This window comes from Methylomonas sp. HW2-6 (assembly GCF_052474525.1).
In genome coordinates, this window is sequence record NZ_CP184124.1 from 3,278,009 (window position 1) to 3,291,921 (window position 13,913).

Annotated in this window: 16 protein-coding genes; 5 read left to right on the forward strand and 11 right to left on the reverse strand. The window is 52.4% G+C overall.

Annotation, left to right across the window (positions count from 1 at the left end; all coding sequences use genetic code 11):
- Positions 1 to 4: 4 nt before the first annotated feature.
- The 4 genes from ACH518_RS15830 to ACH518_RS15845 all read right to left on the reverse strand — a co-directional run bounded on the left by ACH518_RS15830 (position 5) and on the right by ACH518_RS15845 (position 4,318).
- Complete coding sequence (locus tag ACH518_RS15830) at positions 5 to 865, reverse strand: Na(+)-translocating NADH-quinone reductase subunit C (protein ID WP_140913989.1); 861 nt, start codon at positions 863 to 865, stop codon at positions 5 to 7.
- Positions 858 to 2,057 (reverse strand): NADH:ubiquinone reductase (Na(+)-transporting) subunit B, encoded by a 1,200-nt coding sequence (locus tag ACH518_RS15835; protein ID WP_140913988.1) that lies wholly within the window; start codon positions 2,055 to 2,057, stop codon positions 858 to 860. Before ACH518_RS15835 ends, ACH518_RS15830 begins: the two co-directional genes overlap by 8 nt.
- Positions 2,058 to 3,401, reverse strand: a complete 1,344-nt coding sequence (locus tag ACH518_RS15840; protein ID WP_140913987.1) for a Na(+)-translocating NADH-quinone reductase subunit A — start codon at positions 3,399 to 3,401, stop codon at positions 2,058 to 2,060. It lies immediately after the preceding gene.
- 188 nt (positions 3,402 to 3,589) lie between these two features.
- Positions 3,590 to 4,318 carry a metallophosphoesterase gene (locus ACH518_RS15845; RefSeq protein WP_445370792.1) on the reverse strand — a complete coding sequence of 243 codons (729 nt, stop codon included), beginning with the start codon at positions 4,316 to 4,318 and terminating at the stop codon, positions 3,590 to 3,592.
- A gap of 95 nt (positions 4,319 to 4,413) precedes the next feature.
- Here ACH518_RS15845 and ispG point away from each other — a divergent pair, with 95 nt between their 5' ends.
- Entirely contained in the window at positions 4,414 to 5,634 is a 1,221-nt protein-coding gene (gene ispG, locus ACH518_RS15850) for a flavodoxin-dependent (E)-4-hydroxy-3-methylbut-2-enyl-diphosphate synthase (RefSeq protein WP_445370793.1), read from the forward strand.
- A gap of 50 nt (positions 5,635 to 5,684) precedes the next feature.
- Here the strand turns inward: ispG and ACH518_RS15855 are convergent, their stop codons facing one another.
- From ACH518_RS15855 to ACH518_RS15865, 3 genes are all read right to left on the reverse strand, one after another.
- Positions 5,685 to 6,860, reverse strand: a complete 1,176-nt coding sequence (locus tag ACH518_RS15855; RefSeq protein WP_445370794.1) for an NnrS family protein — start codon at positions 6,858 to 6,860, stop codon at positions 5,685 to 5,687.
- Complete coding sequence (locus ACH518_RS15860; RefSeq protein ID WP_445370795.1) at positions 6,853 to 7,656, reverse strand: ferritin-like domain-containing protein; 804 nt, start codon at positions 7,654 to 7,656, stop codon at positions 6,853 to 6,855. Before ACH518_RS15860 ends, ACH518_RS15855 begins: the two co-directional genes overlap by 8 nt.
- Before the next feature lie 838 nt (positions 7,657 to 8,494).
- On the reverse strand, positions 8,495 to 9,553 hold the full coding sequence (locus tag ACH518_RS15865; protein ID WP_445370796.1) for an OmpA family protein: 1,059 nt from the start codon (positions 9,551 to 9,553) through the stop codon (positions 8,495 to 8,497).
- 428 nt (positions 9,554 to 9,981) lie between these two features.
- On the opposite strand from ACH518_RS15865, the gene ACH518_RS15870 reads away from it, so the two are divergent.
- From ACH518_RS15870 to ACH518_RS15880, 3 genes are all read left to right on the forward strand, one after another.
- Entirely contained in the window at positions 9,982 to 10,296 is a 315-nt protein-coding gene (locus tag ACH518_RS15870; protein WP_445370797.1) for a BON domain-containing protein, read from the forward strand.
- A 14-nt stretch (positions 10,297 to 10,310) separates the two neighbouring features.
- Positions 10,311 to 10,541: a DUF883 family protein gene (locus ACH518_RS15875; RefSeq protein ID WP_140912789.1), complete on the forward strand. Its 231-nt coding sequence runs from the start codon at positions 10,311 to 10,313 to the stop codon at positions 10,539 to 10,541.
- 90 nt (positions 10,542 to 10,631) lie between these two features.
- A complete protein-coding gene (locus ACH518_RS15880; RefSeq protein ID WP_445370798.1) occupies positions 10,632 to 10,997 on the forward strand; it encodes a phage holin family protein in 366 nt (121 codons plus the stop codon).
- A gap of 441 nt (positions 10,998 to 11,438) precedes the next feature.
- Here ACH518_RS15880 and ACH518_RS15885 read toward each other — a convergent pair whose 3' ends face one another.
- Both ACH518_RS15885 and ACH518_RS15890 read right to left on the reverse strand, forming a co-directional pair.
- Complete coding sequence (locus tag ACH518_RS15885) at positions 11,439 to 11,588, reverse strand: lmo0937 family membrane protein (RefSeq protein ID WP_445370799.1); 150 nt, start codon at positions 11,586 to 11,588, stop codon at positions 11,439 to 11,441.
- A 97-nt stretch (positions 11,589 to 11,685) separates the two neighbouring features.
- Positions 11,686 to 11,862 (reverse strand): CsbD family protein, encoded by a 177-nt coding sequence (locus ACH518_RS15890; protein ID WP_445370800.1) that lies wholly within the window; start codon positions 11,860 to 11,862, stop codon positions 11,686 to 11,688.
- A gap of 697 nt (positions 11,863 to 12,559) precedes the next feature.
- On the opposite strand from ACH518_RS15890, the gene ACH518_RS15895 reads away from it, so the two are divergent.
- A complete protein-coding gene (locus tag ACH518_RS15895; protein WP_140912785.1) occupies positions 12,560 to 13,132 on the forward strand; it encodes a hypothetical protein in 573 nt (190 codons plus the stop codon).
- Between the two features lie 129 nt (positions 13,133 to 13,261).
- Here ACH518_RS15895 and smbP read toward each other — a convergent pair whose 3' ends face one another.
- A complete protein-coding gene (gene smbP, locus ACH518_RS15900; RefSeq protein WP_445370801.1) occupies positions 13,262 to 13,579 on the reverse strand; it encodes a small metal-binding protein SmbP in 318 nt (105 codons plus the stop codon).
- A gap of 85 nt (positions 13,580 to 13,664) precedes the next feature.
- Positions 13,665 to 13,856 (reverse strand): hypothetical protein, encoded by a 192-nt coding sequence (locus tag ACH518_RS15905; RefSeq protein WP_445370802.1) that lies wholly within the window; start codon positions 13,854 to 13,856, stop codon positions 13,665 to 13,667.
- Between the last annotated feature and the right edge of the window lie 57 nt (positions 13,857 to 13,913).

A 13,913-nucleotide genomic window follows, 5' to 3' on the forward strand; every position in this document is an offset into this window, starting at 1 on the left:
ACTCCTAACCGTTTGCTTTGATTTTGTTCAGGTAAGGCGCAAAACCTTCCGGCCCCATCCAGTACAGGATCAGATTGCTGACGCCGCGGCTGGTCAAAGTCGCACCGGCCAAACCGTCGACCTTGGTCGCAGCATCCGGACGGCTATTGTCGACCGTGCCTTTAACCAAGGTCAAAGCCACTTCGCCACTGTCACCGTAAACTTTCTTGCCTTTCCACAGCGCACGCCAGTTCGGATTAACCACTTCGCCGCCCAGACCCGGAGTTTCGCCTTGGTCGTACAGGTTGATGCTTTGCACGGTTTGGCCGTCAGCATCCAAAGCGAGGAAACCGTACATGGTCGACCACAAACCGTAACCGTTGATCGGCAAAATAATGGATTGCAACTTATCGCCGTTCTTGACCAGGAATACCTTAGCCAGCTTGGCTTTGGTACGGATGCTGGCGATGTCTTTTTCCGGCGGAATCACTTCGTTTTGCGCAGGATCCTTGGCAGCTTTGCGTTGGTCGTATTCGTCGACGTTACCGTCCACGTATTCGCCGGTCGCAATGTCGACCAATTTAGCTTCGATCCGTTCTCTGAAAGCTTGGTCGATATCGGTACCGTCTTCCAGCAAGCCTGCAACATCCAGAATATTCTTCTTCATGTCCAGGGCCTTGTTATGGGACTGCAAAGGCCGCAACGCCACGGTGGCTATCGATACCAAAACCGCGCAGACCAAACACAGCGCCAGCGCGACGTTAACCGTTTTTTCCAGACTATCGTTGCTTAATGCCAGGATGCGGTCGGCATAAACCCGGAACTGCGCGTAGTACTTACACAACTGCTCGTTAAAGTTATTGGTCTTGTTTTCGGCATTAGGCATGACGTTTGATCCTTCTTCTGATATTCGCTTGAATCACAAAATAATCAATCAATGGTGCGAACATATTGGAGAACAGAATCGCCAGCATGACGCCTTCCGGAAAGGCCGGGTTGATTACGCGGATAATGATGATCATGACGCCGATCAGCACGCCGTAGATCCAGCGACCGATATCGGTATTGGCTGCAGAAACCGGATCAGTAGCCATATAAACGGTACCGAAGGCAAAACCGCCCAATACCATGTGCCAGTACCAGGGAATCGCGAACATCGGGTTGGTGTCGCTGCCGATCACGTTCAACAAGGTCGACATGCCGATCATGCCGATCATGACGCCACCCATGATGCGGTAAGAAGCGACGCGGGTATACAACAGGAACGCAGCACCCAGCAGACAAGCCAGAGTCGACGTTTCGCCCATCGATCCGGGGATGAAGCCCAGGAAAGACTGAAACCAACCGAAGCTACCGGTGATGGCGTCCAATCCGCCGGCCGAAGCCAGAGACAATGCTGTCGCACCACTATAGCCGTCAACCGCAACCCAGACCGAATCGCCGGAGATTGAAGCAGGATAGGCGAAAAACAGGAAAGCACGGCCGGTAAGTGCCGGATTCAGGAAGTTTTTACCGGTACCGCCGAATACCTCTTTACCCAACACGATACCGAACGAAATGCCCAAGGCCACTTGCCACAGCGGAATACTGGCCGGCAGGATCAAGGTATACAGCATTGACGAGACCAGGAAGCCTTCGTTGACTTCGTGTTTACGTACGGTGGCGAACAACACTTCCCAGAAGCCCCCAACCGCCAACGTGACGATATAGACCGGGAAGAAATACAACATACCGTGCACCAGGCACGAAAACGGGTTGTAAGGGTTGTAGCCGAACAAGGCCATCGGAATGCTACGCCAGCCGTCGATATCGGTTGCGCCGATTTTCTGCATCGCCAGATTGGCTTGAAAGCCGGTGTTATACCAAGCCATCAAAATGCAGAATGCCGTGGCGATGACGACGAAAGTCATGGTCCGCTTCAGGTCGTTACCGTCCCGGACATGAGTAGTACCGCGCGTTACATCGGACGGGGTATACATGAAAGTATCGACCATCTCGTACAGGCCGTAATACTTTTCGAATTTGCCGCCTTTTGTAAAATGCGGCTCTATGCTATCTAATAAGTCTCTAGCCGACATTTATCCTTCCTTCTCGATTTTGGTTAAATTTGCTCTGAGCACCGGCGCAAAATCGTGTTTACCGGGATCGACGAAAGTGAACAGGGAGACGTCTTCCTCGTTCAATTCCAAACAGCCCAGGGCTTGCGCAGTATCGGTATCGCCGACGACAATCGCTTTCAACAACGGTGTCGGCAGAATATCCAGAGGCATGACGGATTCGTAAATTCCGACCGGGACAATGGCCCGGTTACTACCGTTTTTATCGGTAGTCAGTGGAAACAGGCGTCCCGATTCACGATCTTTGGATGAGACATAGACGTTCAAAGCCGAATATTTGTCTTTGCCCGGCACGATCCAACCAAAAAATTCGCGGTCGCGGCCTTCTTTCAGTGCGGAAACCTGCAGTGCATAAGTACTCAGATAGGCAAACGGCCCCGCAGCTTCGTGCCCGTAAAGCACGGAACCGGAAATGACGCGATTCTCGCCGTCTTCCAACTCGCCAGCCGCCAGCTCCAACAAGTTAGCGCCAACTCGGGTCTTGACCAAGCGGGGCTTTTTAACGGTCGGACCGGCCAGAGACACAACGCGCTCGACGTTCAGCTGACCAGTAGTGAACAGAGCACCGATAGCAATCACAGCCTGATAATCGATGTGCCACACGAATTTGTGGACATTGACCGGGTCGATGAAATGGATGTGCGTGCTGGGCAAACCGGCGGGATGCGGGCCGGCAAACTCAGCGGTCTGCACGCCGGCAACTGCAGAAATGTTGGCGCCGGCGGCTTTACACAAATAGGTCTTGCCGGCCAGTTTCGAAATCACGGTCAAACCGTTGGCGAAATCGCCGGCTCTGTCGGCTATCACTACCGCCGGATCGGCTGCTAAAGGACGGGTATCGATTGCGGTGACGAAGATAGAACTCGGCGTCGAATCGGCCGCCGGGACTTTACCGTAAGGACGTGTCACGAACGACGTCCACAAGCCTGATGCTTGCAGATTCTGCTTGATTTGTTCGGCAGACAATCCGGCCAACTCGGACTCGGCATACTTGCTGAACTTTTCGTGCTGGTCGCCTTTCAACTCGATCACCACAGATTGCAGCACCCGCCGATCACCACGGTTGATGGCTTTGACGACGCCCGCCCCGGGCGAAGTGAAATTTACGCTGGGATTTTGCTTATCCACGAACAGAGCTTGGCCCACTTTCACCTTGTCCCCTTCCGCGACCAGCATTTTCGGCTTCAGCCCGACGTAATCGGCGCCCAACAGCGCGACCGATTTGACGGCGTTACCCTCGCTTATTTGCTGTTCGGGCTTACCCGTAATGGGCAAATCCAAACCTTTCTTTAGTGTAAATTGCATAGTTAATACGCCTGCTCTCCAGACAAATTTCAGCAAAAAGCCCCCTTGGACACAGCATTCCTCGAGAGCAGTTGAAAACTTAAAACCTTGCCATTACATCACAAGTTATCGGCTTTCTCAACGATAAATCCCGAGCCGCAAGCCAGGAAAAGCCGCTTGCCAAACCGTCTGAAAAATGATTACCGGAATCAAATTTCCACGACCTTATTGATGTCGAAACCGGCGACGGTTTTCCGCCCCAAATACCCGCGGGTATTGCTCAAAATCCGGGCGTCGGCGATCCGATAGTCGCCCAAATTGTGCACATGCCCATGAAACCAGGCGGCAATTTCGTACTCGTGGAACAGCGGCTTCAGGTCGTTGCAATAGGCGATTTTTTTGATCACGTTCGGCGAATCGATCCAACTCCATTCGGTCGGCGCATGGTGCGTCACTACCACTGTTCTTCCGGGATAAGGTTCAGCCAGCCGCTGTTCCAGCCAAAGGCGCGATTCCCGATACAATTCGACGAACTGCTCCGGCCGAAAGGCCTGGTCGCCGAACATGATCTTACGAAAATCGTTCAACGACCGACCAAGTGCCTCCGCCTTATCTAAACCGTCGACGAACAAATCGCTCCACAGGGTGCACCCCAGAAAACGCACCCCCTGAAACACGAACTGCCCCTTTTCCAGAAACCGAATTTGGGTGTTGGCACACTGTTCCCGCAGCATCTCCAGGGTTTGCCGATACTCGTAGCCGTAGAATTCATGATTACCGGCAACGTAAATTACCGGCTTGCCGATTGCCTTCAACCATTCCACGCCTTGGCTGAAAACACCGATGTCGCCGGCAGCGACTACGATATCGGCATCGGTGTCGGGCAAACTTTGGTCTCCAAACTCTAAGTGCACATCAGAAAAGTAATTTATCCGCAAAATTTTTCCGTCCCGTGGCTATGGAGGTATAATTTTAATCCTAAGTGAATTACTTGGTATTTTTAAACAACTCGAGCTCCTGAAAACACAATTCTATGTCGATTAGCCCCAGAAAACACACCCAACAGGTTTTGGTAGGTAACGTTAAAGTCGGCGGCGGCGCGCCGATTGTAGTTCAATCCATGACCAACACCGATACAGCTGATGTTGCAGGAAGCGTTCAACAAATCATGGAACTAGCGACCGCCGGCTCGGAAATCGTCAGAGTCACAGTCAATACCGAAGAAGCCGCCAAAGCCGTTCCGGAAATCGTCAACCAACTGGAACAAAAAGGCTTTTCAGTACCGATTGTTGGCGACTTTCACTTTAACGGCCACAAACTGTTGGAAAAGTACCCGGACTGCGCTCAAGCCCTTGCCAAGTACCGCATCAACCCTGGCAACGTCGGCAAAGGCAAAGCTCGCGATCCGCAATTCCAGCAAATGATCGAATTTGCGATTCGCTATAACAAACCGGTCCGGATCGGCGTTAACGGCGGCAGCCTGGACCAAGCGGTATTGACCCGCTTGCTGGACGAAAATCGCCAGCTAGCGCAACCCAAAGAGTTGCCTGCCATTACTCGGGAAGCGATCATTCTGTCGGCACTAGAAAGCGCCGCCAAAGCGGTCGAACTCGGACTGGGCAAGGACAAAATCGTGCTGTCTTGCAAAATCAGCAACGTGCAGGAGTTGATCAGTATCTACCAAGACATCTCCACTCGTTGCGACTACCCCCTGCATTTAGGCTTGACTGAAGCCGGTATGGGCTCGAAAGGCATCGTCGCCTCCGCCGCCGCTTTGGGCGTATTGATGCAGCAAGGCATCGGCGACACCATCCGCGTCTCCCTAACACCAGAGCCCGGCGCCTCACGTACGAAAGAGGTTATCGTCGCTCAGGAAATTTTGCAAACCATGGGCTTTCGTTCGTTCACGCCAATGGTCATCGCCTGCCCGGGTTGCGGCCGTACCACCAGCGATTATTTCCAACGCCTAGCCCAGGATATCCAAGCTTTCCTGCGCGATCAAATGCCAATCTGGAAAGACAAATACAAAGGCGTGGAAAATATGGAAGTCGCAGTAATGGGCTGCGTCGTCAACGGCCCCGGCGAAAGTAAGAACGCCAACATTGGCATCAGTTTGCCGGGTAGCGGGGAGTCGCCTGTCGCGCCGGTATTCGAAGACGGCGTCAAGACCGTGACCTTGAAAGGCGACCATATTGCCGAGGAATTCCAAGCACTAGTCGAACGCTACATCGAGACGCACTACAGCGCCCACTAATTCCCCGGCCACAAAAAAGGCGGCTTTTCAGCCGCCTTTTTTATTGCCTGTCAACCGGGTTGACCGTCGATCCGCGGCGATGTCAGTATCGGCGCATAATAAAAAGCGAATAACGAAAACGCCGCCAACCAGCTGTAGCTGGAAATCATGACAAAGCCGCCGTACCACGCCGGCAGCAACGCCGGAAACATTACCCTGAACAGCGTCGCGATATTCAACAGTAAAAACGCAATCGCCACTACATTCGAGGCCTTCAGCGCCCGCCCGGTATGCCCCAACGCCACCCTTGCCATCATCCCCAGCGTCAATACGCCGATACCGCCGACCGTAAAGGCATGCAGTGCCAATACCGGTTGAACCCAGGCAAATGCCGACAAGGCCACCAAGCCGAATCCGAGTATTAACCAACCGTAACCGATGTATAACACCCATAACAACGGCACGTACCAGATCCGCGCGTTGTACCAAGCGGACACCCGCAACACATTGATAACCAGAGCCGCAATTGCCGCAACCGCCAACACCGCACCGGAGACGTCAAACATCAGCAACCCAAATACCGCCACGCCGGCAGCGACCGCAGCCAAGTCCAAAGCAGGATTGCGGATGCAAATCACACCTGACAATCCGCGCTCGGTAAAAAACGGAAATACCCGGCCGGCGATTACCAAAATCATCGCCACCACTACCGCAACTACCAGCGTCAACCCCAAGCCGGCGCTGGTTGCCGACACACCCAAAATCTGAGCGTGGATCAAGCCGTTACCGAGCGTCAGCAACAGCAATAAAGCGATAAAAACCAGATTTTTGAAATTGCCAGTCTTCAACAAAGGCCGGGCCACGAAATAAGCCACCGCCGGCAGGAACAGCATATCGACAACGGCGATCAATCCGTCCGGCAGCAAACCCGAATAAAACGGCAATACCCGGCCGTATATCCATAAAAAACTCAATGAGGCCAATTGGTCCGGGTTGACGGTTTGCAGTCCGGTCCAGTTTCTGACGGCGGTCAGCAAAAAACCGGCGATCACCGCCGCGGTGTAACCCAACAACATCTCATGCGCATGCCACAGGCTACCGGCGAAATAATTGTCGATATGCAAAGCGCCTTTGGACATCGAGTTCCATAATGCAATCAAAGCCAGCGCCGATAAACCCGCCAGCGCGAAAAAAGCGCGAAAGCCCATTGCAAACAGCGGGTAATCAAAAACCGGTTTGTTATTCATGCGCCCTTTCCTCCAGCCAGTCGAGTTCGTTATCCGAGAAACCAGCGATTATACGCACTTCTCGGTTAAATGGCCCTTTGGGTTTCCCCTTGTAATAACCCAAAATCAAATCCTTATAATGCTGCTCGGGGGGCAGTCCCTGCTGCCAGGCCAGGCTCTTGAACCAATACGAACCGCGCTCGACATGGCCGATTTCGTCGGTATATACCCGCGCCAATATGGCAGCGCCGTCCGCATCGCCCATCGCCGCGAGTTTGTCGCGCATGCCCGGCGTGACGTCCAATCCGCGCGCCTCCATGCACCGCGGCACGATCGCCAATCGGGCTAAAATATCTTCTGCAGTATCTTCCGCATGAGACCACAAGCCTCCGTGCGCCGGCAGATCGCCGTAATCGCAGCCCAATTGCCTTAGCCGGTTGCGGATGAGTTGGAAATGTTGCGCCTCCTCATCGGCGATCAGCAACCAATCGCGGTAAAAATCGTCGGGCAAGCCGCGAAAGCGGTAGATAATGTCCCAGGCCAGATAGATTGCGACGAATTCGATATGAGCCAAGGCATGGAAAAAAGCCGCCTTGCCTTCGTCGGTATCCAAGCGCCGTTTCGGCATGTCCCGCGGCATCAATAATTCCGGTTTTGCGGGGAAGACCGTAGCAGCGATCGGCAATGCCTCGCCGACCGGCGCAAACGACAGCCGATTTTCCGCCAATAGTTGGCGGGCCTGGAAGGTAAAGGCAAGTTTTCGCTCGATATCGGCGTCGAACAGACACCGCTCGGCAAATTCGAACACTGATTTCATCTGGAATTAAGACGGGATTTGATCAATTCAGAAACTCAAGCTATCAACGGAAATTGAGATGAACGATATACGTCATACTTAAGCAAGCCCGTTCAAACCGGAAGCCGTACCGCTAAATGTCGTGCAAAAACGGGGAGGATGGGCTAACTGAATATGGCAAGGTATGCGCATCTATCAAGCGAACACCTTAAACCCCATGTTGGCAACGCAAAATCTTGTTTAGAGAAATACGACACTTCAAATATAGAGCGCAGTAAAAAATCGAGTAAGTCATTGAAAATATTGGTTGGGGCCGAGGCATCAGAACCCACGACACTTACTCCCAGTCAATTAGCGCCTTTTATTAGAAAATAAAATCAACAACTTGTAAATCTCGCAATTTTAAAGTTCTACTACAGCGAGACCAATATCAATGTCGTATCCATCTTGCAGTACTAGATTTTTACTACACTGGCGCGCTAAAGGTCTTAGCGCCGAGCAGGGAGAACCTAAGCTCTGTTGAGCCAAGGTAACGTGCGTCGATGAACGGTGGGGGCGCCACAGGCAGGGATAGCGCGCTTTCTTTTTGCCGATTTTTCCCAGCAGAATCCCGGAAAAATCAGCAACATCGCCCCGACCGCTCACGCCTTCTGCGGCTCCGGTTCGTGCACATCGCCTCGTTCGACCCAACAAGCGGATCGAAACATTGGCTCTCGCATGATTTGACGCCGTTTCACGAGGCCTTGCAGGTTTTCTGCGCTTCGCTGCGAATATCCGGCCGGCGCTACGGCTATCTCGAACTAAAAATCTTCACTTCGCTCGCGCTCCGTTTCCAAGATTTTCAGCAGGTAAGTGGTAATCACTCTTCGATCCAGATCAACTCGACCCGCCTGTTTTCCGATTTACCGGCTTCGGTTGCATTGTCGCCGACTGGCCGGGTTTCGCCATAGCCCTTTGCGGATAATCGGTTGGTAACACCTTTTGCCTTCAGGTATTCAACAACCGAATGCGCCCGCCTTTGCGAAAGTTTCATATTGTAGGAATCACTACCTTCGCTACTGGCATGGCCTTGCACTTCAATTTCATTTTTCTGCGGAAACGCGATCAAATCCCTGGCTACGCCGTCCAGCAGTTGTTTGGCGTTTTCGCCGAGTTCAGCGGAATCGTATTTAAAATGCTGGCCTTTCAGTATCAACCGAACCGCGCAACCTTTGATGTCGACCGTGGCGCCTTTGATAGTCCCGGGGCATTTGTCCAGACAATCGTTGACGCCGTCGCCATCGGAATCCGACGTGCTGCAATCGGGTTTGGGCGCCACCGCGAACGGCACTGGCGCGGCGCGGGTGTCAGTCTTCGCCGCGTATTTGGGTTTATCGCCAAACGGAATCACCACGCCTAAATTGACGGTCATGTCGTGAAATTCGTCGGTGCCGGCTTGAACATGGGCGTTCAAATTATTGTTGTAGCGGTAACGCACATCGCTGCGTATCAACAAATTGTCGTTAACCTCATAACTGGCGCCGATACCGGCCTCGCCGATAAAACCGATACCGCAGTTGGCGGAGGCGCAGGTGTTCATGCCGCCCAAACCCACCACCGCATAAGGCGAGAATTTATCGCGGAACAAATAGTACTGTACATCGGCACTCCCGCCGGCCAGATCCCACGGACCGTTATCGCCGCCAAAGCCTTGATAAAAACCTTTTATCTCGACGTTAAAATGCTGATCGATGATTTTACCGACGCCGACACCGCCCCCCCAACCGTCGCTCGCACGCCTGTCGCCACCGCTGTTGATAAAGGTTGCAAACGGCGCAACATACCAGCGGTTATCTTGATATTGATCCGCGGCTCGCACCTGCGGCACCATTGCCATGCCGACTAAAGAGGCGAAAGGCAGTAAGTGTTTATTCAGCATAATCTTTCCTTTAAGTAAAAAATGGGAACACGTAAATGGCGTCGCCGATCAGACCAGCCATCCCGACTCGCTTAACTTTCTCGACGATCTGTTGTAAAAAAGCTGTCAAGTAGCTTATTCGCAACAGAGATAGACTGTCGGTACGGTAACGCACATAAGCACATAAGCACATAAGCACATAAGCACACTGACCTCCAGTTTCTAAGCAAACGCCCATTACTTCCTCAACATAGACGTCGCGGCATAACCGGCTTGGTGCCTTATGTACGCTAGCGCACCGACTGATTCCCGAGAAACCCGTTAAAGTGATCTCAAGGTCTCAGAACCCCAATCCAGCTCAAGCGGGACGCGTTCAGTGAGTTGCATAGCGACGAGCGCTAAGCGGCCATCGAATAGTGTCTTTACGTTCCAATTCCGGAGACATACCCATGAAAAGCCTGACTAAATTATTTTCCGCATTCCTTGTGGCCCTGACATTACTGGTTTCGGCCGGTTGCGCTTCGACGAATAGGCACGAAGGCACCGGCGAATACATTGACGACAGCGTCATCACCACCAAGGTGAAAGCGATGTTGTTCGATGAGCCCAATCTGAGATCCGGTCAAATCAATGTCGAAACTTTCAAGGGGATAGTGCAATTAAGCGGTTTCGTCAGTTCCCAAGCCGACATCAACAGGGCAGTGGAAATTGCCCGCAATGTAAAGGGCGTAACCTCGGTAAAAAACGATATGCGCCTTAAATAAGAGGATAAAACCAGATGGAAACAATCGATAAAGCATCCAATTACGTCCACGAAGCCGTGGATAAAATCGCCAGCGCATCTCATCAAGCGGCGGATACGCTGGATCAAAAAAGCGAACAATTTAAAACCGCCGAGCAACGCCTCGTGAAAAACTGCCAAGGCTATATTCGCGATAACCCGGTCACATCGTTGGGCATTGCGGTTGCGGCCGGATTTTTACTCAGCCGACTATTGAGCAGTCGTTAGGCCTCAAGCCACGTGAGTTCGAACTCCGTAGAGCAAAACCATGGTTCCGTGTCCTCCACCGCACCTGCCGAGCAGGCTAGCGAGGCCGGAGTGCTGGCGGATATCCAGGCCCTATGGGATCAATTGTATGGTTTAGGCCAGGATCGCTTTCGGCTCGCCGCGTTAGAAACGCGCCGGGCCGGCCAAAGTTTAGTGACCATAATCGTCGCTGGAATCATACTCGCTTTATTGCTCAGCGCCGCTTGGCTAGCTCTGCTTGCGGCCGGAGTACATTGGCTGGCCGAGTACGGGCTGGCGGTCGGCACCGCGATATTGATTGCGGTAGCCATCAACTTGCTGTCGGCACTCGTGCTTTGCAGCCTGATCCGTCGCCAAAGCCGTTATCTTCAATTCCCGGCCCTGCAGCGTAGTTTGAAAACACCCTTAAAGCCGCCTTCAAACCGGAGGCGAGGATGACGCCGGTGAAGCTCGGACACAAAGGCACATCCCATTGTTTGCATACACAAATCCGCGACGCGGAACGGCGCGTGCTTAATCGGCAACGGGCGGTCACGACCTGCAAACGGGAATTGATCGGGAGTATACGCAGAAAAATGGTGTCTCCAGCCAGTTTGATACTGGCGGGTAGTATCGGATTCATAACCGGCGAACTCAGCAAATGCCCGCCGCGCGAACCACACAAAATCATTACGGATTCAGGCACAGCCGAACCTTCTGGGCTTAGAAACGTAATCGACCTGATGTTGATGCTTCATACCTTATATTCGGCGTTACCGGTAACCAGGTTGATGAAGCGCTTCAATCAACCCAGTTCCCCTAACTGTTAATCGATCGATCTAACCGCGAATGCCCTGCGGCGACCTTCCGGAAGTCTCGTCGCCGAGGCACCACTCTCCGTCACAACACTCTTCTGCTTTGAATAATACGCAGAGCAATCGCAATCAGCGCGAGAACCAACAAAATATGAATGAAACCGCCGAGTGTGTACGAAGACACCAACCCCAGTACCCATAGGATGACTAATAAAATTGCAATAGTTTCGAGCATGGTATCTCTCCGTTAAAGGCTACGCATAGCCGATGGAAAATCCGGATATGCCGGCAAATGGCCGCAGCATTTATCCTTGAAAAAATGACGCATGTATTTACAGCTTGTTTTTTAGCTCCTGCTTCAAATCGCCAAATCCGGCTTCCAACTTGCCTAAGTTTTTTTGAACGTTTCCCTCTACCTGCAAGGAGTTGTCGTCAAGCAGAACACCGACAGCTTCCTTGGCTTTACCTTTGAGTTCTACGACTCGGCCTTTCACTTGTTCTTTGTTCATGCGGTTCTCCAGTGGTGTCAGCCATAGGCAAAATGCCATGACCAAGGCGGAATATTCTGATCTCACCCGTGGCAAACGATACCGCCAAAACCTGACAGGCTCGGTGCGCCAGCGTACATAGACTGAATACTAGATATCAGACGGATCGATTCCACCGCGCCGGAACCGATCCATATCCGAAACTCGAATTTCCACTCTGGCCCGCAGGGCTAAAAATGGGGCAAGAGCACCAAGCAACCTATGTTGGATAACGCACCGACGCTCCGGGTAGGCAACGCTTAAACTGTTACTGTGTTTGCTGGACCGTAACCCCAAAACGACGCAATCGCTTGACTTGCAAAGGCCTGCTGAACTCGGTTCGTAAACCCATAGCGATGCCAGCGCCAGCGCTGCTCTTACCAGACGGCAATCTCCGGACAATCTGGCAATCGCATCAGTCGCCATTGGTTTAGCCAACTCCGGAGCATGAGCTTTAACCATTACGCGAGTCTGGAATTTGATCTGCGAAACGATTTTTTGGCGGGTATCCCTGTGCGCTCTAGGCGATAGGTCCAAAGGCAGCGCGACTGTATAAGGCTACGCAATTAACAGTCGAAAAAACTCTGTCGCAGCCGGCATTGCAAAACGATACCCGGCTGGAGGAGTAAGTCGGCCACGGGATGGCCGTTTGTTAACATAACATTTTTTGGAAAAACCTATGAAAATCAATCCATTTGTAAAAACCTCATTTGCTGCTTGCCTGTTAGCCATGTCGACCGCTAGTTCTGCTAGTGTTTGGGCACCGAACGATGGCGACGCGAACTTTCTGGCATTCAGCCCGACATCGTTTCCGTTTCCCTCACTGTCCGATACCTTCGGAATTTTCGAAGACACGGCTAACATCGCTAGCGCCACCCCCGTCGTCACATTTACCGGTGTCGGCGCGGTATCGTTTGCCGCCAGCGGCTCCAATTACACTGTCAACACCGGTACATCATCCGGTACGCTATTGGGCTCCAGTAATTTTCAAATTGGAATGCTGTCCGGCGGTCTTTGGAGTTCGGCGTTTGGCAATGCCAATCTTGGCTCGGACGCGACCTTGCTAATGTTTGCAGATGCGGGAGCGTTTAACAATTTGCACTTTTTGTATTCGTTCGACATCAGCCCTTCCCAAGCCACTAGCGACGGCCCGTCGGCCGTGCCCTTACCGGCCTCGGCATGGTTGATGACTAGCGCAGTGCTGGGCTTATTGTTTACCGGACGCCGTAAATCCAACGTCGTATATTCGTAAGCACCAGCGAAACCGGGCGAGCGGTTTTGTGCGCGTCCGGCTTATTCTGGTTCCCTGCTTCGAAACGATGGGACATAAAAAAACGGCGGGTTATTCATCCGCCGTTTTTACGCGACAACAGACTTGATGCTATTGCGCGGCTTTCAGATGAGCCACGGCTTCTTCGGCAGATTTTTTCGCTAAATCGGCATGGCCCTGTTTCCCGTGTGCAATCGCGGCATCCAGACTGGTGACGGCGGCTTTTAGGTGCTCATCGACAATTTTGATATGGCCCTTTGCGGCATCGGCATGATCGGCAACGGTTTTTACGTCGCCGGTTTTAGCGGCCGTTTGCGCGTGTTCCAACGACAGTGCCATATGGCTTTCCGCCGCCTCGGCATTGACAGCGCAAAAAATCAAAACGCTGCCCGCTGATAGGCCGATCAATTTAGTACGGATAATATTCATATAGTTTTCCTTCAATAATGGGTTCGAAATCTGGACTCATTACCCTCAATAGTAATTTGGCGATCCAGTCTTGGTTGAGCGGCATTCAATAACGATCGTTTTTGTTGCCTTTCTTCACATTGCGTCGGGTAGCGGCAAAGCCGACCCTATCCTTATCGGCATGCATCGGCACCTCACTGCCATCCTCACTGAAATTGTCGTCCCGAGTGTTACCGTTGATGTCTATCACTTTGGCCTTTATCGATTCGACTCGGCCTTTCATGGCTTCTTTATGCATGTTGATCTCCTGAAATGTCGACCATAGCCGGATTAGCCATGATCCAAGCGCGAATTA